The sequence below is a fragment of the Terribacillus saccharophilus genome, from assembly GCF_002272075.1.
Taxonomy (GTDB): Bacteria; Bacillota; Bacilli; order Bacillales; family Amphibacillaceae; genus Terribacillus; species Terribacillus saccharophilus_A.
In genome coordinates this window covers 237,239-263,507 of sequence record NZ_NPBJ01000013.1, presented here as the reverse complement: position 1 = coordinate 263,507, position 26,269 = coordinate 237,239, and the positions used below count along the sequence as shown (strand labels likewise).

Annotated in this window: 22 protein-coding genes; 20 read left to right on the top strand and 2 right to left on the bottom strand. The window is 44.9% G+C overall.

All coding sequences use genetic code 11. From position 1 onward, the window contains the following. Positions 1-8: 8 nt before the first annotated feature. A complete protein-coding gene (locus CHH48_RS07480) occupies positions 9-3,212 on the bottom strand; it encodes a DEAD/DEAH box helicase (RefSeq protein WP_095218509.1) in 3,204 nt (1,067 codons plus the stop codon). Between the two features lie 115 nt (positions 3,213-3,327). Further along, positions 3,328-3,822 carry a PTS sugar transporter subunit IIA gene (locus CHH48_RS07475; protein ID WP_095218508.1) on the bottom strand — a complete coding sequence of 165 codons (495 nt, stop codon included), beginning with the start codon at positions 3,820-3,822 and terminating at the stop codon, positions 3,328-3,330. A gap of 251 nt (positions 3,823-4,073) precedes the next feature. Between CHH48_RS07475 and CHH48_RS07470 the strand changes: the two genes are divergently transcribed. From CHH48_RS07470 to CHH48_RS07375, 20 genes are all read left to right on the top strand, one after another. Then, positions 4,074-5,663, top strand: coding sequence for a peptide chain release factor 3 (locus CHH48_RS07470; protein ID WP_095218507.1), 1,590 nt, complete (start codon positions 4,074-4,076; stop codon positions 5,661-5,663). A 171-nt stretch (positions 5,664-5,834) separates the two neighbouring features. Beyond that, positions 5,835-7,823 carry an excinuclease ABC subunit UvrB gene (uvrB, locus tag CHH48_RS07465; RefSeq protein ID WP_095218506.1) on the top strand — a complete coding sequence of 663 codons (1,989 nt, stop codon included), beginning with the start codon at positions 5,835-5,837 and terminating at the stop codon, positions 7,821-7,823. A 5-nt stretch (positions 7,824-7,828) separates the two neighbouring features. Continuing rightward, on the top strand, positions 7,829-10,708 hold the full coding sequence (gene uvrA, locus CHH48_RS07460) for an excinuclease ABC subunit UvrA (protein WP_095218505.1): 2,880 nt from the start codon (positions 7,829-7,831) through the stop codon (positions 10,706-10,708). Positions 10,709-10,842: 134 nt separating this feature from the next. Then, on the top strand, positions 10,843-11,190 hold the full coding sequence (locus CHH48_RS07455) for a YojF family protein (RefSeq protein ID WP_095218504.1): 348 nt from the start codon (positions 10,843-10,845) through the stop codon (positions 11,188-11,190). Between the two features lie 15 nt (positions 11,191-11,205). Next, entirely contained in the window at positions 11,206-11,880 is a 675-nt protein-coding gene (bshB2, locus tag CHH48_RS07450) for a bacillithiol biosynthesis deacetylase BshB2 (RefSeq protein ID WP_095218503.1), read from the top strand. A 27-nt stretch (positions 11,881-11,907) separates the two neighbouring features. Further along, a complete protein-coding gene (locus CHH48_RS07445) occupies positions 11,908-13,020 on the top strand; it encodes a DUF4097 family beta strand repeat-containing protein (protein ID WP_095218502.1) in 1,113 nt (370 codons plus the stop codon). A gap of 14 nt (positions 13,021-13,034) precedes the next feature. Beyond that, complete coding sequence (locus CHH48_RS07440; RefSeq protein WP_095218501.1) at positions 13,035-13,391, top strand: phage holin family protein; 357 nt, start codon at positions 13,035-13,037, stop codon at positions 13,389-13,391. A 104-nt stretch (positions 13,392-13,495) separates the two neighbouring features. After that, positions 13,496-14,452, top strand: coding sequence for an HPr(Ser) kinase/phosphatase (hprK, locus tag CHH48_RS07435; protein WP_095218500.1), 957 nt, complete (start codon positions 13,496-13,498; stop codon positions 14,450-14,452). Beyond that, the gene (lgt, locus tag CHH48_RS07430) at positions 14,439-15,263 is read left to right on the top strand and encodes a prolipoprotein diacylglyceryl transferase (protein WP_095218499.1); all 825 of its coding nucleotides are present in this window, start codon (positions 14,439-14,441) and stop codon (positions 15,261-15,263) included. Before hprK ends, lgt begins: the two co-directional genes overlap by 14 nt. Before the next feature lie 15 nt (positions 15,264-15,278). Then, entirely contained in the window at positions 15,279-15,950 is a 672-nt protein-coding gene (ppaX, locus tag CHH48_RS07425) for a pyrophosphatase PpaX (RefSeq protein WP_095218498.1), read from the top strand. Then, on the top strand, positions 15,922-16,431 hold the full coding sequence (locus CHH48_RS07420; RefSeq protein WP_095218497.1) for an acyltransferase: 510 nt from the start codon (positions 15,922-15,924) through the stop codon (positions 16,429-16,431). Before ppaX ends, CHH48_RS07420 begins: the two co-directional genes overlap by 29 nt. 31 nt (positions 16,432-16,462) lie before the next feature. Further along, positions 16,463-17,005, top strand: a complete 543-nt coding sequence (locus CHH48_RS07415; RefSeq protein WP_095218496.1) for a glycerol-3-phosphate responsive antiterminator — start codon at positions 16,463-16,465, stop codon at positions 17,003-17,005. A 275-nt stretch (positions 17,006-17,280) separates the two neighbouring features. After that, positions 17,281-18,123, top strand: a complete 843-nt coding sequence (locus tag CHH48_RS07410) for an MIP/aquaporin family protein (protein WP_095218495.1) — start codon at positions 17,281-17,283, stop codon at positions 18,121-18,123. Beyond that, positions 18,123-19,613: a glycerol kinase GlpK gene (glpK, locus tag CHH48_RS07405; RefSeq protein WP_245840330.1), complete on the top strand. Its 1,491-nt coding sequence runs from the start codon at positions 18,123-18,125 to the stop codon at positions 19,611-19,613. Before CHH48_RS07410 ends, glpK begins: the two co-directional genes overlap by 1 nt. 198 nt (positions 19,614-19,811) lie before the next feature. Beyond that, a complete protein-coding gene (locus CHH48_RS07400; RefSeq protein ID WP_095218493.1) occupies positions 19,812-21,494 on the top strand; it encodes a glycerol-3-phosphate dehydrogenase/oxidase in 1,683 nt (560 codons plus the stop codon). Between the two features lie 123 nt (positions 21,495-21,617). Then, a complete protein-coding gene (locus CHH48_RS07395; RefSeq protein WP_095218492.1) occupies positions 21,618-22,625 on the top strand; it encodes a tetratricopeptide repeat protein in 1,008 nt (335 codons plus the stop codon). 92 nt (positions 22,626-22,717) lie between these two features. Beyond that, positions 22,718-23,671: a thioredoxin-disulfide reductase gene (gene trxB, locus CHH48_RS07390; protein WP_095218491.1), complete on the top strand. Its 954-nt coding sequence runs from the start codon at positions 22,718-22,720 to the stop codon at positions 23,669-23,671. 291 nt (positions 23,672-23,962) lie between these two features. Then, positions 23,963-24,430, top strand: a complete 468-nt coding sequence (locus CHH48_RS07385; protein ID WP_093880390.1) for an NUDIX hydrolase — start codon at positions 23,963-23,965, stop codon at positions 24,428-24,430. A gap of 13 nt (positions 24,431-24,443) precedes the next feature. Then, entirely contained in the window at positions 24,444-25,325 is an 882-nt protein-coding gene (rapZ, locus tag CHH48_RS07380; RefSeq protein ID WP_095218490.1) for an RNase adapter RapZ, read from the top strand. After that, a complete protein-coding gene (locus CHH48_RS07375; RefSeq protein ID WP_095218489.1) occupies positions 25,325-26,269 on the top strand; it encodes a gluconeogenesis factor YvcK family protein in 945 nt (314 codons plus the stop codon). Before rapZ ends, CHH48_RS07375 begins: the two co-directional genes overlap by 1 nt.

The following is a 26,269-nucleotide window of genomic DNA, read 5'->3' as shown; positions in this document are numbered from 1 at the left end:
GCCCTTTCTTATTCATCCTGCATCGACAGCAGGCTGCGTATTTCTTCTTCTGAAAGTGTGTTAAGCATCGTTTCGCCAGGCTGGATGATTTGATCAACAAGCGCCCGTTTACGCTGCTGCAATTCAAAAATTCGTTCCTCGATCGTTCCGCGCGAAAGCAGTCGTATCACTTGGACGACATTTTTTTGTCCGATGCGGTGTGCCCGTCCGGCCGCTTGCTCTTCTACGGCTGGATTCCACCATAAATCGAAGAGGATGACTGTATCTGCGCCTGTCAGATTCAGTCCTGTTCCTCCAGCCTTCAAGCTGATCAGGAAGCCGTCTTTTTCTCCTTCATTGAATGCCTCTGCCATCCGCATTCTTTCTTTAGCAGGTGTACTGCCATCTAGATAAAATACGTCCGTATCATCCAGTGCCTGCTGGATGATTCCGAGCATACTCGCGAACTGGGAGAAGATCAAGAATCGTTTGTTACTTTGTTTCAGCTCTCGGATAACCTCGAGCAGCTGCTCCAATTTACCTGATTGGCCACTGTAATTCTCGATGAATAGTGATGGGTGACAGCAGATTTGGCGCAATCGTGTCAGCCCAGCCAGTATTTCGAGTTTGCCGCGATCGAAGCCTTTTTCAGCAATCGTCTGATCAATCTTCCTGCGGATTCGATCTAAATATGCCACATAAACTTCTTTTTGCTCCTGCGTAAGATCTGAATAATTCGTTGTCTCGATCTTTTCTGGAAGTTCGTGCAGCACTTCTGTTTTTACTCGTCTTAAGATGAATGGACGTGTCATTCGTGCGATTTTTTCCGGTTCCATATCGGTGAATGACTTTCGGCTCCGGAATAGACCAGGTGATATAGTATGGAAAATCGACCATAGTTCTTCCAGCCTATTTTCAATTGGGGTTCCGCTCAGTGCAAATCGTTTACCTGCTTGAATCAGTCCGACTGCTTTGGCGGTCTGAGTTGCATGGTTTTTGATTGCCTGCGCTTCATCCAATATCAGACTATCGAATACTTGCCCGCTGTACACATGATGATCAATCCGCAATAAAGGATAGGACGTAATGATAATATCATGCTCTTCCAGCTGAGAAAGCTGATCCTGACGTTCCGCTGCCGAGCCGGAAATAACAAGTGTACGCATGTTTGGAGCGAATTTTTCGAATTCCTTCTGCCAGTTGTAAAGCAGGGAAGAAGGCACGACAATCAACGCTGGGCGTGATGCTGGATTGGCTTCTCGTTCGGACGTGAGATAAGAAATCGTCTGCAATGTTTTCCCGAGACCCATATCATCGGCTAGAATACCGCCTAGTCCGTAATAAGCGAGTGTCTTCATCCACTTGAAACCGGTCAGCTGATAATCCCGCAAGGTTGCTTGCAGTCCGGATGGCAGCTCAAAATCAATCTGTTCCGGATGGCGAAGCCGCTCAATCAGGGTGCGGAATGCAGCTTCCATTTCTGCTCCGCGCAGAGACTCCTCTACTTGCATGCTTTGGGCAATCGGTACGAAAATTTGCTGATTATTCAGCTGGGTCTTTTTAATTTGCATCTGTTCCAGAAAGTCTTGGAAGTCCTCCATCGATTCCTGCTCCAGATCGAGCAATGCACCATCAGGGATACGGTAATATCTTTTCTTTTCTACCATCGCCTGCAGCACATTGCTAATATGCGCCTCTGATAAACCAGAAACATCAAAGCTGATCTCAAGCATTCCCTTTTCCTGCTGCAGTCTGACGGAAGAGGATACCTCATGCTGATCATCTGCCTGCATGGCTTGCACTCGATTGGAAATATATACTTCAGCAGTTTCCTGTAAAGCTGGCAGATGCTCATGAAGGAACAGATACATATACTCTACATTAAGCAAATGGAAGCGGCCTTTTGAAAAGCGGAATCCAGCAGCATGCAATTGCTGAAGAACTTTATCTTCTTTGGCTGGTTGGCGTTTGATAACTGGCATGTCTGTCTGTTGCTGTCCTGGCTGGATGACATGATCCCCATAATGGAAAGATACGCTGGCATGCAGTACATCGTCCGTTTCATCCAGGAAGACTTTTGCGACAAGAGGAGCCATTTCAATTTTGCTGCGAACTGTTTCAGCGACATGTACATGGCCGATTTGTTCCAGCTTGCCAACAACCTGAGACACAAAACGGTCGACGTTCTTATCTGATACGGTCTGCGGTGTATCATGCCGATAGGGAAGAATGGTGAACAGTTCTTTTACCAATTCCCGCTGATCGGGAGGTACAGGATACAGCGTGTCATCTTTGACTAAGTAATGATAGTTTTTGATATATTCGTAAGCCGCGATATCCTGCACTCCTAGCTGCAGCATTTCGTCTTCATCGGTAGACAAATAAAAGTCCAGCCGTGCTGGCTGACTGCTTACTTCGAATGTGTCCATCGGGTCAGTATGCAGCAAGTGGAGCGAGGCTCCTGCATCTGCAAGCTGCGGCAGCAAATTCTTGGCTAAGGAAGGCGTTAGCTTGATAGCACGTTTCTCCGACTGGAGGGAAGAAGCTGTGAAATCATGGATCATACTGTTTTCACAAGCTTCCAGCAACCGCTCCAGGATAGCTTTGTCCTCGGGTGTAACAATATGTACACGAGGATCGAATGCGAAATTCGGTGTCAGCTGATAGCGGGTTTGATGCAGCACACTTCGAAGAAAGTCCTCAGCCAGGCGCACGATGTAGGTGCGGGCAGTACCAGCCTTCAGTTCGACCTCAAATACTGTATTGCCGTTCGTTTGCATAAAGCGCTGTTCGACCTTGTACTCCAGCCTTAATGTTTCCGGAGGCTTGGATGTCAGGCGTTCGGATGGAGATACGAAAGCTTGCACAAGACGATCAGTAAAATCGGTTTGACGAGCTGCTGTCGGTGCAGCTGTTTCTTCCGTAACTGTGTACCCGTTACTGTCGAAACGATTCCGGCTGACTGCGATCAGGACGGCAGCGATATGCTTGCACGTATAATGGGTGTGATAGGCAGGGCAGCTGCAGACACCATCGAGATCGTCATCTTCAAAGAAAAAAATCCGTACAGGATAGTTTTCTGTGCCACGAACAACAGCCTTCCATTGATTGATGGATGGCGTGAAGCTTAGCCCTTGTACGCGCCCTTTATTGACATAGTCCAATCCTCTTCGGTAGAATCGATCACCTGTCACTTTGATGATATCTTGTTTGTCGAGAAAATAAGATTGCATGAAAGCCCAGTCTCCAGTCTAAAAAAATCATTATCCTATCATTATAACAGATATAGCTATAGCCTTCCCTAACAGGGCAAAATAAAAAACGGCAGCACATGGCTGCCATTTCAATTTATTTCTTTTTGACTTGGAATATCTGCGTTTCTCCAGCGATAGCTTGATCCGGATAGAGTGCTTCCAATGTATATTCGCTTGCTTCATAATTGGTGATAATTACTGGAGTGATGCTGCTTTTCGCATTTGCTTCGATGAATGCTTTTTCGAAGGTGACGAGTTTATCACCAGCAGAGACTTTATCGCCTGCTTTTACAAAAGTCTCGAAGCCTTCTCCCTTCAGATTGACAGTATCCAAACCGATATGGAGAAGCAGTTCCAATCCCATTTGCGTTTTCAAGCCGATGGCATGCTTTGTTTCGAACACCTGGACAACTTCTGCATCAATAGGGCTGACGATTGTCTCATCTGATGGTTCGATAGCGATACCATCACCCATCATCTTCTCGGCAAACACTGGATCAGGCACTTCCTCCAGCGGGACTACTCTTCCATTGACAGGGCTTACAAAACTTTCTTCCGTAATATTTTTACCGAATAGTTTCTTTAGCATATTATGTCTCTCCTCGGAATAGATCGTTTTGATGAAAATCTTATTAGTATCATATTAAAGCGTTTTCTCCCTGCGGGTCAATGAAAAACATCCAGTCAGTTGGATATTGCCTAAAAGCGCTAACATTAGGTATAGTAGAGAAAGACTGATTTTTAGAGCGGAAATGAGGTTTGACGCAGTGTGATATAAGAAATCAATCACAAAGACAATCAGGCTATACGAATGATAATAGAACGGTAGGTAATGAACCGATGCAAATAAAACAAGAAGTACAAAAACGTAAGACTTTCGCTATCATCTCCCACCCGGATGCCGGGAAGACGACAATGACTGAGAAATTGCTCGTTTTCGGGAATCTGATTCGTACTGCAGGTACGGTAAAAGGAAAGAAATCAGGCAAATTCGCTACATCTGACTGGATGGAAATCGAAAAGCAGCGTGGAATTTCCGTTACATCGTCTGTAATGAATTTCCCTTATAAAGATTATCAAGTAAATATCCTGGATACACCAGGACACGAAGATTTCAGTGAAGATACGTATCGCACACTGACGGCTGTCGATAGTGTTGTCATGATCATCGATGCGACAAAAGGGATCGAAGCACAGACATTGAAACTATTCAAAGTGTGTCGTATGCGCGGTATTCCGATCTTTACTTTCATTAACAAGCTTGACCGAGAAGGGCGAGAGCCGCTGGAGCTTTTGGAGGAAATCGAAAGTGTATTGGATATCGAGACATATCCAATGAACTGGCCAGCAGGAATGGGCAAGCGTTTCCTAGGTATTTTCGATAGATACAACAAGCAATTTGTCCGCTTTAACGGAAATGAGGAAGAAACATTCATTCCTTATGACCAGCTGGATGATCCAGCGTATGCTGATTTAACGGGTGATTCTACATTTGAAGATACAAAAGGTGAGCTGGAGTTATTAGAAGAGGCTGGCGATCAATTCTCAATGGATCGCGTCCTTGCTGGTAAGCAGACGCCTGTCTTCTTCGGCAGCGCACTTGCGCCATTCGGAGTACAGACATTCTTTGATACGTTTGTTAATCTTGCACCTGCGCCAGGCAGCCGTCGTACGACAGAAGGTATCGTATCGCCTGAGAAAGAAGAGTTCTCCGGGTTCATCTTCAAGATTCAGGCGAACATGAACCCGGCTCACCGTGACCGGATTGCATTCCTGCGGGTCTGCTCAGGTAAATTCGAGCGTGGTATGAGCGTCCAGCTCTCCCGCTCAGCGAAGCCGATCAAACTTTCCCAGTCACAGCAATTCGTCGCATCCTCCCGTGATACGGTCGAAGAAGCGTATGCTGGAGATATTATTGGTATTTATGATCCAAACATTTACCGAATTGGGGACACACTCATCGAAGGGAAAGCAAATTTTGAATTCGATGAACTGCCGCAATTCCCGCCGGAAGTGTTCAAGAAAGTTACCGCCAAGAACGTTATGAAAGCCAAGCAGTTTCAGAAAGGTATCGAGCAGCTTGTTCAAGAAGGAGCAATCCAGCTGTTCCGCGGAAAACGCGACAACAGCTATATCTTAGGTGCAGTCGGAGAGCTTCAGTACGAAGTATTCGAATATCGAATGAAAAACGAGTATAATGTAGAAGTGGTATTGGAATCGATGGGAGAACGCATCCCTCGCTGGTTAAAAGCCGAGCAAGTGGATGAACGCTTATTCGACGAGCGCAGTCTGCTCGCACAGGATCGCGAAGGGGAGTACTTGGCATTGTTCAAGAATGATTTCGCCCTTCGCTGGTTCACGGATAAAAATCCGAAAGTCGATTTGATTGATCTATTTGAGGTCAACCAATACGACCAAGCTTCTAACTAATAATAAAGCCGTCAAATTTTGGCGGCTTTTTGCTATCTATTTGTTTATGTTTCGTATATTAGGTAAACATCTATACTAGCAGGTATGTGGAATTTTAAACGAATGTTTGTTCGTGTTTTTATATATTTTATGCTATGATGACATTAGTATACAGAACGGAGGAATTTGGCATTGAAAGAAAAGGAAACGTTTGAGTTAGTATCCAAATACGAGCCGCAGGGTGACCAGCCGAGAGCGATTGACGCCCTAGTCGACGGCATCCACCAAAACAAGCGTCATCAGACACTTCTCGGCGCGACTGGTACCGGTAAGACGTTCACCATTTCGAACATGGTGAAGGAAATAAACAAACCGACACTTGTCATTGCACACAATAAAACATTGGCTGGTCAGCTGTACAGTGAGTTTAAGGAATTTTTCCCGAACAATGCAGTGGAATATTTCGTCAGCTATTACGATTATTATCAGCCGGAAGCATACGTACCACAGACAGATACATTCATCGAGAAGGACGCAAGCATCAATGATGAGATTGATAAGCTGCGCCACTCCGCTACATCTGCGCTATTTGAACGCAATGATGTATTGATTGTGGCAAGTGTGTCCTGTATCTATGGCTTGGGTTCCCCGGAGGAATATAAGAGCCAGGTGCTGTCTGTGCGCGTCGGTATGGAGAAGGATCGAGATGCTCTTCTTCGTAACCTAGTTGATATCCAATACGCACGGAATGATATTGATTTCCAGCGCGGAACCTTCCGTGTTCGCGGGGACTCAGTTGAAGTCATTCCGGCATCAAAGGAAGAACATTGCATCCGCTTTGAGTTCTTTGGGGATGAAATAGATCGGATTCGTGAAGTGGACGCCCTAACAGGCGAAATCATCGGGGACCGGGAGCATGTCGCTATTTTCCCTGCTTCCCACTTCGTAACGCGCGAAGAGAATCTCAAGAAGGCAATCGTCAATATTGAGAAAGAGCTCGAGGATCAGCTCAAAGTCTTCAAGGAGCAAGGCAAACTGCTGGAAGCACAGCGGTTGGAGCAGCGGACGAATTATGACTTGGAAATGATGCGGGAGATGGGTTTTTGTTCAGGTATTGAAAACTACTCAGCTCAGCTTACTTTCCGCGAACGGGGAGCCACACCTTATACGCTGCTGGACTTCTTCCCTGATGATTTCATCGTTGTCGCGGATGAGTCCCATGTTACGCTGCCGCAAATAAGGGGAATGTACAATGGTGACCAAGCACGGAAAAAGGTGCTCGTAGATCATGGCTTCCGTCTGCCATCAGCTATGGATAACCGGCCGCTCACATTCCAGGAATTTGAGAAGAAAACAGAACAGCTTGTCTATGTATCTGCGACACCTGGTCCTTATGAAATCGAGCACACACCGGAAATGATCGAACAGATCATCCGACCGACGGGATTGCTAGATCCGGAAATCGACATTCGACCGATTGAAGGACAGATTGACGATATTATCAGTGAAATTTATAAACGGACCGAAAAGAATGAGCGTGTACTAATCACGACGCTGACGAAAAAGATGTCCGAGGATTTAACCGATTACTTGAAGGATATCGGTATTAAAGTGGCGTATTTGCATTCAGAAATAAAGACGCTTGAACGAATTGAAGTCATTCGTGATTTGCGTGTTGGGAAGTATGATGTACTCATCGGAATCAACTTACTGCGAGAGGGCTTGGATATTCCGGAAGTATCCCTTGTAGCCATTCTTGATGCGGATAAGGAAGGCTTCCTGCGATCCGAGCGTTCATTGATTCAGACAATGGGTCGGGCAGCTCGTAACGAAAACGGGCATGTCATTATGTATGCAGATAAAATTACCGATAGCATGCAAAAAGCGATGGATGAGACGGCACGACGCCGTGAGATCCAAATCGCTTACAATAAAGAGCATGGCATTACACCGCGGACCATCCAGAAAGAAGTGCGGGACGTCATCAAGGCAACGATTAGTTCCGAAGAGTCTGGAACGAATAAGAAAGATACACCGGACTTGACGAAGCTTACGAAGAAAGAAAAAGAAAAAGTCATTGCCGAGATGGAAAAAGAAATGAAACAGGCTGCACGCGATCTCAATTTCGAGCGCGCTGCCGAGCTTCGTGATCTTGTATTGGAACTAAAAGTGGAAGGGTGAAGAAAGTGGCGAAGAAAAATATTTCAGTCAGAGGCGCCCGCGCCAATAACTTAAAAAATATCGATATTGATATACCAAAGGATAGTCTGGTCGTATTGACTGGACTATCTGGGTCAGGGAAATCCTCGCTCGCTTTTGATACCATCTACGCAGAAGGGCAGAGGCGTTATGTGGAATCCCTATCTGCATATGCCCGCCAGTTCCTTGGTCAGATGGATAAGCCCGATGTGGATTCGATCGAAGGATTGTCGCCAGCTATTAGTATTGACCAGAAAACGACAAGCAAGAACCCGCGTTCCACTGTTGGAACAGTTACGGAAATCTATGATTATCTGCGTCTTCTGTACGCAAGAGTCGGACGTCCGACTTGCCCGCGACATGGTATTGAAATCAGCTCTCAAACAGTAGAACAAATGGCCGATCGTATTCTGGAATTCCCAGAACGTTCCCGATTGCAGGTACTTGCACCTGTAATTTCCGGTAAGAAAGGCGAGCATGTGAAGGTGCTCGAAAAGCTTAAAGCGGAAGGTTATATCCGTCTTCGTGTTGATGGCGAAATGATGGAAATTCATGATGATATCAAACTGGAGAAAACAAAGAAACACTCTATTGAAGTTGTTGTCGATCGTATCGTTATTAAGGAAGGTATTACCGGCCGCTTAACGGATTCCCTAGAAACTGCTCTTAAGCTTGGAGACGGCCGTGCCATCGTGGATGTGATGGATGTTGAGGAGCTGCTTTTCAGTGAGCATCATGCTTGTCCGATTTGCGGATTCTCTATTGGAGAGCTGGAGCCGCGCATGTTTTCTTTCAACAATCCATTTGGCGCGTGCACGTCTTGCGACGGACTTGGTACAAAATTAGAAGTCGATCCCGATCTAGTTATCCCGAATAAGGATTTGACACTGCGCGATGGCGCAATTGCAGCGTGGGAACCGACTAGCTCCCAATATTATCCGAAGCTATTAGAAGCTGCCTGCAGTCACTTTGGTATCGATATGGATGTACCGGTAAACGAACTGCCAGAGGGACAGCTAGATATCCTGATGAACGGAAAGAAAAAGGATAAGATTCATTTTCGCTATGAAAATGACTTTGGTCGCGTCAGAGAAAGCAATATCGAGTTCGAAGGTGTTTTGACTAATATTGCTCGGCGGTACCGGGAAACAACATCCGATTTTATCCGTGAACAGATGGAAAAGTATATGAACAACCGACCGTGTCCGAAATGTAAAGGTCATCGCCTGCGTGAGGAATCGCTCGCAGTTCTTATCAATGGGCATCACATTAGCAATGTAACCGCAAAATCAGTAATTGAAGTGAAACACTTCATGGAAGACCTTGAACTGAGCGAGAAGGAAAGGCAAATTGCTTTTATGATCACCAAGGAGATTATAGACAGGATTACTTTCCTGAATAACGTCGGCTTGGATTATTTGACTCTTTCCCGTGCAGCTGGCACATTATCAGGTGGAGAAGCGCAGCGGATTCGTCTTGCTACACAGATTGGATCAGCTTTGACAGGTGTATTGTATGTGTTGGATGAACCGTCCATTGGGCTGCATCAGCGTGATAATGACAGGCTGATCGAAACGATGAAGCGGATGCGCGATCTTGGCAATACACTTCTCGTGGTTGAGCACGATGAAGATACGATGATGGAAGCAGATTGGCTTATCGATGTCGGACCTGGTGCCGGTGAGCATGGGGGACAAATCACGAGTCAGGGAACACCTGCAAAAGTGATGAAAGATAAGAAATCCCTTACTGGACAGTATTTGTCCGGTAAGAAATTCATCCCGCTGCCATTTGAACGCCGCAGTCCGGATATGCAGCGTTCCATTGAAATCATCGGAGCGGAAGAAAATAACTTGAAAAAAGCATCTGCGCAGATTCCGCTCGGTCTTTTCACCGCGGTTACAGGTGTGTCCGGATCTGGGAAAAGTACATTCGTAAATGAGATTCTGCACAAAACCCTAGCGCAGAAGCTGAACCGGAGCAAGGCGAAGCCTGGTAAACATAAAGAAATCAAAGGTTTGGAGCATTTGGACAAAGTTATCGATATTGACCAGTCTCCAATCGGACGGACTCCTCGTTCCAATCCGGCTACGTATACTGGTGCTTTCGATGATGTTCGTGATGTGTATGCGAGCACAAATGCCGCAAAGGTTCGCGGTTATAAAAAAGGCCGTTTCAGCTTTAACGTCAAGGGCGGGCGCTGTGAAGCTTGCCGCGGAGACGGCATCATCAAGATCGAGATGCATTTCCTTCCGGATGTGTATGTACCATGTGAGGTTTGTCATGGTAAACGATATAACCGCGAAACACTTGAGATTAAATATAAAGGTAAAAGTATTGCAGATGTGCTAGATATGACGATTGAAGAGGGCTTGGAGTTCTTTGCCAACATCCCGAAAATCAAGCGTAAGCTGCAGACGATTTCCGATGTGGGTCTTGGCTATGTAAAACTTGGACAGCCTGCAACGACATTATCCGGCGGTGAAGCGCAGCGTGTGAAGCTTGCCAGTGAATTGCATAAACGCAGTAATGGAAAGACATTTTATATTCTGGATGAACCGACAACTGGCTTGCATGTGGATGATATTTCACGATTGCTGAAAGTACTTGAGCGCATTGTGGAAAATGGGGATACGGTTCTGGTTATTGAACATAACCTCGATGTCATCAAAACAGCTGATTACCTTATCGATCTAGGTCCCGAAGGCGGAGATCGAGGCGGAGAGATTGTAGCAACCGGTACACCAGAGGAAGTAGCGGAAGTGCCTGCTTCCTACACTGGTAAGTACTTGAAGCCAATCCTTGAGCGTGATCGCGAACGTACGACCAGCCAAATAGAATATGCAACGCATGTTGCAGAAAGCTAAAAAGATACAGCGAGGCTTTTGCCCGCTGTATTTTTTTACATATGTTAATCCCTTAAAAACATCAAAATGAGCAATGCAGCGGAATTTGTAGTAAAATATTTGTTTAGATATAGCTTTGGAAGGAGCGACTTACGGTGAAGCCGATTGATTTGATTGAAGTGCAAGAACAAATAGATGCATTTGCTGGAAAAAAAGTGTTTATACATCTGGAAACGACAAATGGTGCATATGCTAATCATGTAAATGAAAAAGCGTACAATGTTGGTGCTTTTATCCGGAATGCACAGGTGACTTACGAGCATGGCAAGATAAAAGGTGCTGGAGCAGCCTATCGCGTTGGTTTGAAAACAGAAAACGGCTGGGTTTACGCAGAAGGACTGAATGCATGGGAATTGGATGATAAGAATCGTCTGCTCATGGCTGGTCATGATCGGGAAGGCCGATTGATGGTTTCATTGGAAATAAGCGAGACAGCGTTCTAAGGAGGAGCAATAATCATGGAAAAACACGTAGTAGTTATCTTCCCGCATCCGGACGACGAAGCTTTCGGAGCTGCTGGTACAATTGCTAAGTTCAGACAGGAAGGTGTGCCGGTAACATACTTGTGCGGTACATTGGGAGAAATGGGACGCAATATGGGTAATCCTACTTTTGCGACTCGTGAGTCATTACCTGAAATTCGTAAGAAGGAATTGCAGGATGCTTGTAAAGTGATGGATGTAGAATTGAAAATGCTTGGTTACCGAGATAAGGTATTGGAATTCGAGGATCTATCTAAAGTTAGTGATCATTTGAAAGAGTTGCTTGAGACAATCAACCCAACACTCGTAATCACACACTATCCGGAATATGCAGTTCATCCTGATCACAATGCACTTGGTGCAGCTGCGATTGATGCTGTGTCACGGATGGAGGAAAGTACTCGTCCGACAGTTTGGGCGCAGGCGTTTATGCGCGGATACCAAGAGATCTTAGGAAAACCTGATGTTGTACAGGACATCCGTCCTTTTGTAAAAACGAAAGTGAAGACGATTCTATGTCATAAATCTCAAGCGCAAGGCGTGCTTGGAAATGTCACTGGAGAAGAACTTACAGAAGAGAACATGGAAGCTATCGCATTGGAACATTTCAAAGAGGAAACATTCTATACTTGGAACTTCGAAAACATATAATCCGTATATGTGTAAAGGAGGCTATGTATGAGAACAGAGAGAAAGAAGATTCTGAAACAGCTGGAAGAAGGAATGCTCACCGCCGAAGAAGCAGAGCTGCAGCTTGCTGCTCTCGATGAGCGGGCCTTTGGTGCTGTGCAGGAGCAGGATACCAACGAAGAGAAGGAACTCGTAGTCCAGGAGCTTATAACAGCTGGCGAGGATCCTAAAAAGCAGCGTACCGGCGGTAAGGCAGCCAAGAAAAAAAATGTCGGTCCAAAAGTGCTGCAATATGTCCAACAGGCTTTCAGTAAGATTAAGAATGCTGATCTGGATTTGAACTTCGGCGATCACTATACAGTGGACCACATTTTTCAGGCTGATGAGACATTCGCGAAATTAGAGCTGAAAATCTATAACGGCTCCATTACGGTCAAGAGCTGGAATGAGCCTTTGGCAAGGCTCGAAACAAAAGCCAAGGTCTATCAGGAAGAAGATGAGACAGCAGCTCGGAGACGGTTCACTGATAAAGCTTATTTCGCCATTGCAGATGGCAAACTGCAGTTTTCGTTACAGGATAAACGGATTAAACCTGAAATCACGTTGTACGTTCCAGAAGCAGTATATGAGGAATGCATCTTAAAAACTTTCAACGGCACGATTCGTACGGATTCTGTGAGCAGCACGAATATATATTGTAAAACGACGAATGGCAGCATTGATCTGCAAGGAGGCGGCGGTTCTATCGTCAGTGCTGAAACCTCCAATGGCAGTATCAAGCTGAAACATGTGACTGCGAAGGATCTTTTGTGTGAGTCCGTTAATGGCTCGCTCCGGCTGGAAGGAAACTTCCGTAAGCTTGATGCGCAAACTTTCAATGGCAGCATCCATTGCGAGTGGCATAACGAAGATCCGGACAGCGCCTTCTTCAAAGCTACTAATGGAAGTATCCGTTTGAAGTCATTAGCGGCAATCCCGCTGAATGGGCGAATCACGACGAATATCGGCTCCCTGCATTGTGATTTGGATGAATATATTGTCATTGACGAATCAAAGGAAGTCGTTAAAAAAGCTCTCAAATTCGAGACGTATCCAGCTGCAACAGAGAAGCTCCACTTGGAAGCGAACACGAAGACTGGTTCTGTTTGGGTGCTTCCGTAACATGGAGATCATTTATGCTTAGATGGATTTTGACACTATTGCTGAACAGCGTATCCTTAATCATTGTTAGCTATATATTTGATTCCTTTTATCTAGAAGGCTTTGGTACTGCCATCCTGGCGAGCTTTATATTGTCGGTTCTTAATCTCCTAGTCCGTCCAGTGCTGATTTTCTTGACGCTGCCACTGACTGCTTTGACATTCGGATTGTTTCTGTTTGTCATCAATGCAGTTACCTTGATGATCACACAAGGTCTGATTGGTGAGAATTTCATAATCGAGGGATTTGGTACAGCAATTATCGCAGCAATCATTCTTGCATTGCTGAACCTCATCCTAAATTGGCTCATCCGTGATCGGATTACGAGCTGAAGATGCTCTGCGGCATGTCGCCGCAGGGCTTTTTTGTGCCTAGGTATCTATCTTTTCTGGAAGTATGCTAGAATAAACAAGAATTGTTAGGATGGAGGGTTCTTATGGCAAAAGTAGTCATTCAAGATTTATTGGATCGTTTCAATCTGGAATTGCTGACAGGGGATGCAGGCGTACAGCGTGAGATTTTCATGAGTGATATTTCCCGTCCTGGTATAGAGTTGACTGGTTATTTTAAATATTATCCGCAAGATCGGCTGCAGCTGTTCGGGAAGACGGAGCTTTCCTTTCTCGAAGAGCTCACGAGCGAGCAGAAGCGAGAGCGTTTCGAGAAAATATGCTCTGATGTTACGCCGGGTCTGATCATTACACGTGGTCAGGAAGTGCCGCCGGAGATGAAGGAAGCGGCAGAGGCTGCTGGTGTTCCGATATTACGTTCACCGCATAAGACGACGCGAGTTATCAGTCGGATTACGAATTTCTTAGAAGCAAAATTTGCTCCGTTTACCGCAGTACATGGTGTGTTGGTGGATATTTACGGTATCGGTATTCTGATTACGGGTCAAAGTGGTGTTGGTAAGAGTGAAACAGCATTAGAGCTCGTGAAGCGCGGACACCGTCTTGTTGCGGATGACAGTGTTGAAATCCGACAAGAGGATTATGATACTCTAATTGGAAATTCTCCTTCTTTAATCGAACATTTATTAGAGATACGCGGCTTAGGTATCATCAATGTGATGACGCTGTTTGGCGCAGGTGCCGTGCGCAGCCACAAGAAAATTTCCATCGTCATCAACTTGGAGACATGGGATCAATCGAAACAATATGATCGAGTTGGTCTTGATGAAGACACGATGAAAATCATGGATGTAAACGTACCGAAGATGACAGTACCAGTCCGTCCAGGGCGTAACTTGGCAGTCATCATCGAAGTAGCTGCGATGAATTTCCGTCTGAAACGCATGGGCGTGAATGCAGCAGAAGAATTTTCACAGCGTCTTACCAAGATGATTGAGACAGGAAAAGATGATGAGGGAGACATGATGGATGGAAATGTGTGAAGTACAACCGCTTAACCGGGTATTTCTGCAGCTCGGTTCGGTGTCGATCTATTGGTATGGTGTCATTATCGCAGTCGGTGCAGCGCTCGGACTATGGCTGGCTATCCGCGAATCAAAAAAGCGCGGATTACATAAAGATACTTTCGTCGATTTCCTTGTGTTTGCTATTCCAGCTGCCATCATTTCTGCACGTATTTATTACGTCGCGTTTGAATGGGAAAGCTATGCGGATGGGCCGTTTTGGAAAGTGTTTGCGATATGGGAAGGCGGCATCGCCATCCATGGTGCCCTAATCGGTTCCATCATCACGGCAATTATTTTCTGCCGAGTAAAGAAAATTCCTTTCTGGAAGCTGGCGGATATTACGGCTCCGAGTTTAATACTTGGACAAGCGATCGGACGCTGGGGCAACTTTATGAACCAGGAAGCTCATGGTGGACCAGTTTCAGCAGAAGCGTATCAGAACTACATTCAGTATCTTCCGGATTTCATCAATAACCAGATGTGTATTGATGGCGTTCTGTATCACCCAACATTCCTTTACGAATCGTTGTGGAATATTCTTGGGTTCGTTATTTTGCTCGTTCTTCGCAGAGTGAATCTAAAACGCGGGGAAATGTTCTTGTTCTACCTCGCTTGGTATAGTCTTGGACGTTACTTTATCGAGGGAATGCGGACAGATAGTCTAGTAGCTGAGGGATTGCGTGCAGCGCAAATCGTCTCAATCGTGGCTATCGTCATTGCGATAATTATAGTTATTATCCGCCGTCGTCCTGGTGCGAATACACCTCGTTATAAAGATAAGAAATAGAGAGGCGAGTGCAAAATGGCAATTACAACATTGTTGTTTGACCTTGATGGAACGCTGATAGATTCAAATAGTCTAATTCTGGCTTCGTACACTGCTACACTAGAGCAGTACATGGGGCGGACGTATGAGCGGGAAGAACTGCTTCCGTTCATTGGTCCTCCTCTGAAGGATGTGTTCGAAAATATTGATCCTGTTAGAGCGGAAGAAATGATTGCAGCATATCGGGAACATAACTTGAAGCATCATGATGCTTACGTTGAAGCGTATCCTTATGTGGCTGAAACACTGCAGCAGCTCAAGCAGGCAGGCTTTAAGCTGGGTATCGTAACGACGAAGATGCGCGACACAGCTGAGCGGGGTCTTCGGGTATGCGGGCTTGGCGGATTGTTTGATGTAGTAATCGGGTATGATGATATCAAGCAGCCAAAGCCTCACCCGGAACCAGTTCTAAAAGGTCTCGATGCACTCGGAAGCTTGCCAGAAGAGGCTATTATGATCGGAGATAATTACCATGACATCGAGTCTGGCAAGAATGCCGGCACGAAATCTGCGGGTGTGGCTTGGTCGATCAAGGGCAAGCAGTCCTTGCTGGCTTATGGACCGGATTATATGCTGGAGGATATCCGTGACCTACTCGATATCGTAAAGGAAGAAGCACATGCGGAAAACGGAAAGCCATCCCGTTAAAGGATCGAACTCGCTTTGGCAGCTTTATAAAACAGTTTCCTTTTGGAAAGTAGTAAAGAACTTCATCGTTATCCAAATTGGCCGCTATACGCCCTTCCTTGCTATGAAAAATAGTTTGTATAAGACATTTCTAGGGATGAAAATTGGCAAAGAAACAGCGCTAGCTCTCATGGTAGTGCCTGATTTTCTCTTTCCGGAACGGATCACGATTGGTAGGAATACAATTATCGGCTATAATACGACGATCTTGGCTCACGAGTATTTAACGACAGAATATCGGCTAGGTGACGTCATCATCGGGGATAATGTGATGGTAGGAGCCAATACGATGATTCTGCCAGGTGTCACAATAGGAGATGGAGCGGTCGTCTCCGCTGCCACACTTGTTCATCGGGATGTGCCTCCTGGTGCGATGGTCGGCGGAAATCCGATGCAAGTGATTTATACAGCAGAACAACGAAAGAACAAGCAGACAACCTAGTGTGTCTGCTTGTTTTATAAGGAGGAATAGAATGGATTTAGGACAGCGCATTTTGCCTGCAGCCCGTAATGAAAGGGATTTTGATGAATTGCTTCAGCGGGAAGATATGCAGATGATGGTCCTGCTCGAAACTAGAATTGCACAGCTCCCTTCCCAAATCAAATATGCGAAAAAGGCGGGGAAGAAGGTATTTTTGCATGTAGATTTAATACAAGGATTGAAAACGGATGATGCAGGTATGGACTTTGTCTGCCAGCGTCTGAAACCGGATGGTGTCATATCGACAAGAACGAATGTAATTCATGCAGCTAAAAAATATAAGATAACTGCCGTCCAGCGATTATTCTTGATTGACGGGCATGCATTGGATCACAATCTTTCTTTGATCAAGAAGACACAGCCGGATTATATCGAAGTTTTACCGGGGTTAATTCCTCATATGATAAAAGAAGTATCCGAGCAAGTGGGCATTCCAGTCATAGCTGGAGGCCTCATCCGCACACGTGAAGACGTGGATTCCGCATTGGAAGCAGGTGCGACAGCGGTTTCAACTTCTAAAAAAAGTTTGTGGTAAGTTGTTGACACCGCTTTCAAATAGGTGTAAAGTCTACCTATAAGTTAATATTAATGATCGGAGATACGGAGAATCCATTACCTTTTTAGTACACGCCAAGGGGCATACTATGTTATATTAGGTGATGGATTTTTCTTATCCAAAAGACAGCGCTTCCTTGTAATATTTTTAGGGTGATTGTAGCTATTTTCTATGATGCTTATGGGGCAGAGTTGTTTTGGACGCTTAATGAAAGCGCTCTCCGAAAAAATTTATCAATAAAGGGGACAATCACAATGAGCATCTTTGCAGCTGAAACTATCGGCACAATGGTACTAATACTCTTCGGGGGAGGAGTAGTAGCAGTAAGTAACTTGAGCAAGTCCAAAGGAGAAGGCTCAGGCTGGATCGTAATTACAATTGCATGGGGTCTTGCAGTAGCAATGGGTGCCTATGCAGTAGGCGGTTTTTCAGGAGCGCATTTAAACCCAGCAGTAACACTTGGTTTAGCGATTAACGGAGCTATTGAATGGAATGTTGTACCGACATACCTCGCTGGTGAGATGGTTGGAGCATTCTTAGGTGCAGTACTCGTATTCTTAGTATATTTACCGCATTGGGCGAAAACGTCAGACCCGATGGCAAAGCTTTCCGTTTTTGCTACAGATCCTGCAATTGATAGTCCTATTTCAAACATGCTGACAGAAATCATTGGCACTTTCATCCTAATGCTTGGTATTCTATTCATTGGAGGCAACTCTTTAGCAGAAGGATTTAATCCATTATTGACAGGTTTACTTATCGTGGTTATTGGTATGGCACTTGGTGGTCCTACTGGATATGCCATCAACCCTGCACGTGACTTAGGTCCGCGTATCGCGCATGCATTGCTGCCGATTCCTGGTAAAGGCTCATCCAACTGGAAATACGCGTGGGTTCCAGTTGTAGGTCCATTGCTTGGTGGTGCATACGGTGCATATTTCTATATCGGATTTTTCAAGGGAGACTTGCAAGTAGGTTTCTGGATTTTATCTGCTGTACTATTAGTAATCATTATCGCTGCAGTTCGAGGGGAACTTGTTAAGGCAAATGCAGAAGCAGCTGCAAATAATGGTGTAAAAACAAGGGGGATTAAATAATGGAAAAATTTATCATGGCACTTGACCAAGGTACAACAAGCTCACGCGCAATTTTGTTCAACCACAATGGCGACATTGTGGAAACAGCACAAATGGAGTTCGAGCAGTTCTTCCCGCAATCCGGCTGGGTAGAGCATGATGCGAACGAAATTTGGACATCTATTTCTGCATGTATGGCAGAAGTACTTCGCAAAGCGGATATCGACGCGAAACAGGTTGCGGGTATCGGTATTACAAACCAGCGCGAAACAACAGTCGTATGGGATAAGAACACGGGCCGTCCTATTCATAAAGCGATTGTTTGGCAATCCCGTCAAACATCTGACATCGTAAATGATTTGATCGAAAAAGGTCACAACGATTTATTCCGTGAGAAAACAGGTCTATTATTGGATGCTTATTTCTCCGGTACGAAAGTGAAATGGATCCTGGATAATGTAGAAGGTGCACGTGAAAAAGCAGAGAATGGTGACTTGCTGTTCGGTACAATCGATACATGGCTTGTTTACAAGCTTTCCGGTGGTAAAACGCATGTTACTGACTATTCCAATGCTGCCCGTACATTGATGTACAACATCCACGAACTTAAATGGGATGATGAATTATTAGATATCCTTGAAGTACCGAAATCAATGCTTCCTGAAGTAAAACCTTCTTCAGAAGTGTATGCCAACACAATCGATTACCACTTCTTCGGTGAAGAGGTACCAATCGCAGGTATCGCTGGTGACCAGCACGCTGCCTTATTCGGTCAAGCTTGCTATGAGCCGGGTATGGTGAAAAACACTTATGGCACAGGTTGCTTCGTCCTTATGCACACTGGTGAGGAAGCTGTGAAATCCGATCATGGTTTGTTGACTACAATCGCATGGGGACTTGATGGAAAAGTTGAATACGCACTGGAAGGAAGTATTTTCGTAGCAGGTTCAGCAGTTCAATGGCTGCGTGATGGTTTGAAGATTATCGAATCTTCTCCTGAAAGTGAGCGTCTAGCTACTAGTGTTTCCGACAATGGCGGTGTTTATGTAGTTCCTGCCTTTGTTGGTCTTGGCACACCTTATTGGGATAGTGATGCACGCGGTGCAATGTTCGGTATTACACGCGGAACAACAAGTGCACACATCACACGTGCAACATTGGAATCTCTTGCATTCCAATCCAAGGATGTTGTTGACGCAATGATCGAAGATTCCGGTATCGATGTGAAGCAGCTTCGTGTTGATGGCGGTGTCGTGAAAAATGATTTCCTTATGCAGTTCCAAAGCGATATGCTTGATGTAGATGTAGAACGTCCAGTCATTCAGGAAACAACGGCCTTAGGTGCTGCCTACTTGGCTGGTTTGGCTGTCGGCTACTGGGAAAGCCGCGATGAGATCGCCAACAAGTGGCAGATCGATCGCACGTTCAAACCGAATCGCTCCAAAGAAGAAAAAGATCAGCTCTACGCAGGCTGGAAAAAAGCTGTGGAAGCGACACGTACTTTCAAGTAATATAACTTTTCAAATCGGGCCCGGCATGTTATACTGAATTTACAAGTTAATGATTCGGCCTGAGACTTTGGAGAGACCGTAAATATCTATACATTGTATGGATTATTTGCGGTCTCTTTTTGCTTTCTATACATGACTTCTACACTATTGGGGTATAGAAATACAGGGAGCGCTGAATCTAAAAAGGAGTGTTCATGCATGACTGTTTTCTCTAGTAAAAAACGTAATGAAATTTATGCAAATTTAACCGATAAACCTCTAGATCTTCTTGTAATCGGTGGCGGGATCACTGGTTCCGGTATCTCTCTTGATGCAAGAATGCGCGGAATGAACGTAGGTCTTGTTGAAATGCAGGACTTCGCAGCGGGAACTTCTTCCCGTTCAACAAAATTGGTTCATGGTGGTTTGCGCTACTTGAAGCAATTTGAAGTGAAAATGGTTGCAGAAGTTGGTAAAGAACGTGAAATCGTTTATGAAAATGGCCCTCACGTAACAACACCAGAATGGATGCTGCTTCCGTTCCACAAGGGCGGGACAATGGGTCCATTCATGACAAACATTGGTTTGCGTGTGTATGACTATCTTGCAGGCGTTAAAAAAGCAGAACGTCGTACAATGCTGAAACGTGACGAAGTATTGGAAAGAGAACCACTAGTGAAATCAGAAAACCTTCTTGGTGGCGGTCGTTATGTTGAATACAAAACAGATGATGCGCGTTTGACACTTGAAGTTCTGAAAAAAGCTGTGGAAAAAGGTGTTCATGCGATTAACTACACGAAAGTAACTGAGTTCATTTATGATGCTGGTGGTAAAGTGACTGGTGTTGTAGCAGAAAATCTTACAACTGGTGAAAAGCATCGTATCTTCGCGAAGAAAATTGTAAATGCCGGCGGCCCTTGGGTTGATACACTACGTGAAAAAGATGGTTCTAAAAAAGGTAAAACCTTGCATCTTACAAAAGGTGTTCATTTGGTATTCGATGGAGAGCGTTTCCCATTGCGCCAGGCAGTATACTTCGATACTCCAGATGGTCGGATGGTCTTCGCAATACCGCGTGAAGGTAAAACATATGTTGGTACAACAGATACAACATACAAAGGTGATATCAAACACCCTGTGATGACTGTTGAGGACCGTGACTATATCATCGATTCCGTTAACTACATGTTCCCGACAGTGGAAATCACAAAAGACGATGTAGAATCAAGCTGGGCAGGTCTTCGTCCGCTTATCCAGGAAGAAAACAAAAAACCTGGTGAGATCTCTCGTAAGGATGAAATCTTCGTTTCTGACAGCGGTTTGATCTCCATGGCTGGCGGTAAGCTGACTGGTTACCGTAAAATGGCAATCGAAGCAGTTAACCTTGTTGCTGATCAGTTCAAGAAAGAAGAAGGCATTCTTTATTCCCAAGCGGATACGAAGCACCTTCCAATCTCCGGCGGGGAAGTTGGCGGATCCAAAGGCTTCGAACGTTTCAAAGAGCGCAAAGTGGATGAAGGAAAAGCTATCGGTCTTTCTGCTGAAGATGCACTTAAGATGGTAAGCCGTTACGGAGCGAATGTGGATAAAGTCTTCGAACGCTTCGAAACACTGAAAGATGAAGCGAAAGCTGCTAACATCGATCCGCTTGTATTCGCGCAGCTGCGCTATGCAATAGAAGAAGAGCTAGCATTCAAACCAGTCGACTTCTTCGTTCGACGTACAGGTGCGTTGCTATTCAACATCAACTTTGTTCATACAAACAAAGATGCGGTTATCGATTACATGGCTGAAACGTTAGGCTACTCTGCAGAGCAAAAATCAGAGTACACTCGCGAGCTAGATGTATTGGCGAAAGAAGCAGTTGTACCGGTTAAAGAAGACGACCTGCAAACTGTGTAATCTTTCTCATCAAGAATAGACTGTTTCCCTTAGGGGGAGCAGTCTTTTTTTCTTCAAGTGTAGGAGCAGATGTAGAAATATGATATACTTCTTGGGATATCTAAAAGCAGTAGGAGGAAACACATGCAAACGCTGGAACCAGCAGAGCAGCAGGCACGACCGTCAAATATCATCCCCTTCATTCCAGAAGGAGATTTCTATTATAAAAAGGGTGTAGAAGCCTATCGGAACGGTAAGCTGGACAAAGCTATGAAATGGCTTAATAAAGCAATCGAAATGGAACCGACGGAAGTGATTTATCACTGCCAGAAGTCGGTTATTTTTACGGAAATGGGATCGTTCCATAAAGCGATCTATATACTAGATGACATCATTAAAGAGCATGGAGATGATTACGCGGAATGCTTTTATTTGCTTTCCCATAATTATTCTAAGCTTGGATATATGCACGACGCAGAAAAGTACGCTAACTTGTACTTGAAAATGGATCCAGAGGGAGACTTCCGGGAACAGGCTGAGGAACTGTTAACGTACGTGGAAGCTGAGGAAGAGGACGATGAGCTTTGGACAACAGAAGAAGAAGATGAGCTCATCATGTTCCAAGAGTCGGCGTTTTATTATTTAGAGCGGGAAGAATGGCAGTTTGCTTTGCCGATTCTGGAAGAAATGATGAGCATGTTTCCGGAGCATATGCTTGCGAAGCATGAGTTTGCCAAAGCACTTTTCTTCTCCGGTAATCAAAAGGAAGCAGTGCGAATGGAAGAAGAGCATTTATTGAGTGAGCAAGTCTCTGTCTATACACATGTGAATCTCGCTATGTTCTATCATGAAATGAATCAATTTGACCAGAGAGACGAACATCTGCGCTTGCTTCGCAATATCTTCCCTATCCATGAAGAGCAGCATTTACGTATCGCATGCACTTTTTCCATGACAGGATATTATGAAGACGCCGTCGAACGCTTCCTTCATCTGGATAAAAGACGTGTGAAAGGACATGCTTCCTATTATAAGTGGTTCAGCTTAGCCGCGAAGAAGGCTGGCAACGGAGCGTATGCTGAAAAGTTATGGCAGGAAGGCAGCCGCAGATTCAGCCATCTGACAAAAGAAGATTTTTATTGGCTTTCTTAATGCTATAGGCAGAAAGATGGACGTTATGCACAGAATCTTATATGCTAACGAGTAGATAAAACGACTGATAAAGAGGAAAGGGGTTAATTTAAATGACTGAAGAAAGAATTTATGACGTGATCATTGCAGGTGCGGGACCAGCTGGTATGACAGCAGCAGTCTATACTTCACGTGCGAATCTTGATACGCTTATGCTGGAAAGAGGTATTCCGGGCGGTCAGATGGCGAATACGGAAGATGTGGAGAACTATCCTGGTTATGATTCCATCCTAGGACCTGATCTTTCCAATAAAATGTTCGAGCATGCGAAGAAATTCGGTGCAGAATATGCTTACGGAGATATCAAGGAAGTGAAGGACGGCAAGGAATATAAAACAGTAGTTGTAGGAAACAAAGAATATAAGACACGTTCTCTTATCATCACAACAGGTGCGAAGTGGAAAAAGCTAGGTGTACCAGGCGAAGATGAATTGAGCGGACGCGGTGTTTCTTATTGTGCTGTTTGTGATGGTGCATTCTTCAAAAACCGTGAATTGATCGTAGTTGGCGGAGGAGATTCTGCTGTCGAGGAAGGTGTTTACCTGACTCGATTCGCTGAGAAAGTTACAATCGTACACCGCCGTGACAAATTACGTGCGCAGCCAATTCTGCAGCAGCGTGCTATCGCAAATGAAAAAGTTGATTTTATTTGGGATACGACTGTTGAGGAAATCAATGGTGAAAATAATAAAGTATCCAGTGTAACGCTTCTAAACCAGCGCACTGGAGAAAAATATGAAAAATCTGCTGATGGTGTGTTCATCTATGTCGGAATGGTACCATTAAGCGAACCATTCCAATCTCTTGGCATCACAAATGATCTTGGCTATATTCATACGAATGAACGTATGGAAACAGCTGTACCTGGCGTTTTCGCAGCTGGAGATATTCGTGATAAAGAGCTTCGACAAATCGTGACAGCAACAGGAGACGGCAGTATTGCTGCTCAAGCTGCTCAAGGCTATGTAGAAACTCTTAAAGAAGAGCTGAACACAATCGGTAAGTAATAGGCTCGGCCATTCCTTGTAAATGATTCTTAATGCTGCTGTAACATGGGCGACACAATCATTTGCTATACTGGTTTTAACTAATTGACCCCCTTTTAATAGATAAATTAGTTATTGGCATAGGTGTCTCGGCACCTATGCATTTTTTTTGTTCTTTTAGGGATTAACGGCGATTTTTGGTAAAGACTTAGGAAACATAATACTGTTTGAAGATAAACAGAAATAGTATAATATAGAGTGATGTGTATAACGAACCAACATGTCCACTTACACAGAGAAAGAGGTGGAAGCATGCAACGTGTTGCAAACTGTATTTTGGCAGTTGATGACAAAGTTCTCTTATTGAAGAAACCGAGTAAAGGATGGTACTCAGCACCTGGTGGGAAAATGGAGCTGGGTGAGTCCGTCAAAGAAACAGCCGTCCGGGAGTTTTGGGAAGAAACAGGATTGACTATACATGAACCTGAGCTTCGCGGTACGTTTACTTTTGTTATAAAGAAAGGCGAAAAAGTTGTACATGAATGGATGATGTTCACCTTCTTCGCTGAAGAATATACTGGTGATCTGCTTGAAGAAAGCCAGGAAGGTAAGCTGGAATGGATAGATAAAAAGAAAATCAAGGATTTGCCAATGGCAGAGGGAGATCGTGATATTTTCGCCCATATGTTCAACACAGATGAGCCATTGTTCGGCACATTCGTCTACACGGAGGATCGCCAGCTGCTGCAATCAAAGCTGGATCCGACGACACCAGAATAAACGGGGGATACGTATGGAGAAACAGTTGAATGAAACCAAGCTCGTCATCATTACAGGTATGTCAGGAGCAGGCAAAACGGTTGCCGTTCAAAGCTTCGAGGACTTGGGTTACTATTGTGTGGATAACTTGCCTCCAGCACTATTGCCGACATTCCTAGATTTGATGCGTGATGCTGCCAATGATATTAAAAAGGTAGCCCTTGTCATGGATTTACGAGGCAGGGAATTCTTCGATTCATTATTCGAAGCATTGGACAAGCTGACACAGGAGAATTGGCTGGAACCGCAAGTATTATTCCTCGATTCAAAGGATGAAGTGCTCGTAACCAGATACAAAGAAACACGCAGGACGCATCCGCTTGCTCCGGAAGGACTTCCTCTTGAAGGTATCCAACAGGAACGTGCATTACTTGATCAAATGCGTGGCAGAGCACAATTCATCGTGGATACATCGACTTTGAAGCCAAAACAGCTCCGCGAGAAAATCATGAAACGCTTCAAGGATACCAATTATGAAGAGTTCACGGTGCAGATGCTAAGTTTTGGTTTTAAATACGGGCTTCCAATTGATGCGGATCTCGTCTTTGATGTCCGTTTCCTTCCGAATCCTTTCTACGTGGAGAATCTCAGACCGCAGACAGGCTTGGATGAACCTGTTTCCTCATATGTATTCAAGTGGTCCGATACGCATACTTTTCTGCAGAAGCTCGAGGATATGCTGACTTTCATGCTGCCTCAGTACAAGAAGGAAGGTAAAAGTCAGCTTATCATAGCCATCGGCTGTACGGGCGGACAGCATCGCTCAGTAGCCATCGCAGAGTATTTGGCTAAACGGTACAGCGATAGCTATGCGACGCATGTGACGCACCGGGATGTAGAAAGGAAAAGCCACTGATGACAAGGAAAAAAATAGTTGCAATTGGGGGTGGAACAGGCATGCCTGTTCTGCTGCGAGGACTAAAACAGCTTCCTGTCGATCTTTCTGCAATTGTCACGGTAGCCGACGATGGAGGCAGCTCAGGTAAATTGCGTACCGAGCTAGCGATGCCGGCACCAGGGGATATCCGGAATGTCATTGCTGCATTGGCTGATGCAGAGCCGATGCTGATCGACTTGTTCCAGCATCGATTTAAGGACGGCAATGGATTGTCAGGCCATTCGATGGGAAATCTGCTGCTGGCAGCGATGACCTCTATTTCCGGAGATTTTTATAATGGTATCAAAGAAATATCACGCGTACTTAAAGTAAAGGGCAATATTTATCCGATTGCCAATCAGAACGTCGTGCTGCATGCAGAGATGACAGACGGCGAGATTGTAACGGGGGAATCTAATATCCCTCTTGCGAATAAACAGATCAAACGTGTATTTGTCAGTCCGCTGCCGGTCAAGCCATTGCCGGATGCAATCGAAGCAATCAAGCAAGCTGATTTAATCGTTATCAGTCCAGGAAGTCTCTACACGAGTGTTATGCCGAATCTGATTGTTCCAGAGATTGAGAATGCCCTGCGAGATGCACCTGGCAAGGTTGTCTACGTATGTAATGTGATGACACAATACGGCGAAACGACGGGCTATACAGCAGGAGATCATATTCAAGCCATACATGATCACATCGGAGCTGATATTGTCTCGACAATCGTCGTCAATAATAGTTCAATTGAGCAAGATATTCGTGAAAATTATGCAGAAGAGCATGCCGAACCGGTCATTTATGATATTAGCCGTCTAAAGTCTTTAGGACTTAAAGTGATTGAAGCTGATATTATCGACCATGACCAGCGCAAGCTCCGACATGATACACATAAAATTGCTAAGCTGCTTTACGCGATGCTGTAA

Excerpts from the sequence above, each read along its gene's own strand:
- CHH48_RS07480 (WP_095218509.1), bottom strand. The coding sequence starts at position 3,212 with ATGCAATCTTATTTTCTCGACAAACAAGATATCATCAAAGTGACAGGT.
- CHH48_RS07475 (WP_095218508.1), bottom strand. The coding sequence starts at position 3,822 with ATGCTAAAGAAACTATTCGGTAAAAATATTACGGAAGAAAGTTTTGTA.
- CHH48_RS07470 (WP_095218507.1), top strand. The coding sequence starts at position 4,074 with ATGCAAATAAAACAAGAAGTACAAAAACGTAAGACTTTCGCTATCATC.
- bshB2 (WP_095218503.1), top strand. The coding sequence starts at position 11,206 with ATGGAAAAACACGTAGTAGTTATCTTCCCGCATCCGGACGACGAAGCT.
- CHH48_RS07445 (WP_095218502.1), top strand. The coding sequence starts at position 11,908 with ATGAGAACAGAGAGAAAGAAGATTCTGAAACAGCTGGAAGAAGGAATG.
- CHH48_RS07440 (WP_095218501.1), top strand. The coding sequence starts at position 13,035 with ATGCTTAGATGGATTTTGACACTATTGCTGAACAGCGTATCCTTAATC.
- hprK (WP_095218500.1), top strand. The coding sequence starts at position 13,496 with ATGGCAAAAGTAGTCATTCAAGATTTATTGGATCGTTTCAATCTGGAA.
- lgt (WP_095218499.1), top strand. The coding sequence starts at position 14,439 with ATGGAAATGTGTGAAGTACAACCGCTTAACCGGGTATTTCTGCAGCTC.
- ppaX (WP_095218498.1), top strand. The coding sequence starts at position 15,279 with ATGGCAATTACAACATTGTTGTTTGACCTTGATGGAACGCTGATAGAT.
- CHH48_RS07420 (WP_095218497.1), top strand. The coding sequence starts at position 15,922 with ATGCGGAAAACGGAAAGCCATCCCGTTAAAGGATCGAACTCGCTTTGG.
- CHH48_RS07415 (WP_095218496.1), top strand. The coding sequence starts at position 16,463 with ATGGATTTAGGACAGCGCATTTTGCCTGCAGCCCGTAATGAAAGGGAT.
- CHH48_RS07410 (WP_095218495.1), top strand. The coding sequence starts at position 17,281 with ATGAGCATCTTTGCAGCTGAAACTATCGGCACAATGGTACTAATACTC.
- glpK (WP_245840330.1), top strand. The coding sequence starts at position 18,123 with ATGGAAAAATTTATCATGGCACTTGACCAAGGTACAACAAGCTCACGC.
- CHH48_RS07400 (WP_095218493.1), top strand. The coding sequence starts at position 19,812 with ATGACTGTTTTCTCTAGTAAAAAACGTAATGAAATTTATGCAAATTTA.
- CHH48_RS07395 (WP_095218492.1), top strand. The coding sequence starts at position 21,618 with ATGCAAACGCTGGAACCAGCAGAGCAGCAGGCACGACCGTCAAATATC.
- trxB (WP_095218491.1), top strand. The coding sequence starts at position 22,718 with ATGACTGAAGAAAGAATTTATGACGTGATCATTGCAGGTGCGGGACCA.
- CHH48_RS07385 (WP_093880390.1), top strand. The coding sequence starts at position 23,963 with ATGCAACGTGTTGCAAACTGTATTTTGGCAGTTGATGACAAAGTTCTC.
- rapZ (WP_095218490.1), top strand. The coding sequence starts at position 24,444 with ATGGAGAAACAGTTGAATGAAACCAAGCTCGTCATCATTACAGGTATG.
- CHH48_RS07375 (WP_095218489.1), top strand. The coding sequence starts at position 25,325 with ATGACAAGGAAAAAAATAGTTGCAATTGGGGGTGGAACAGGCATGCCT.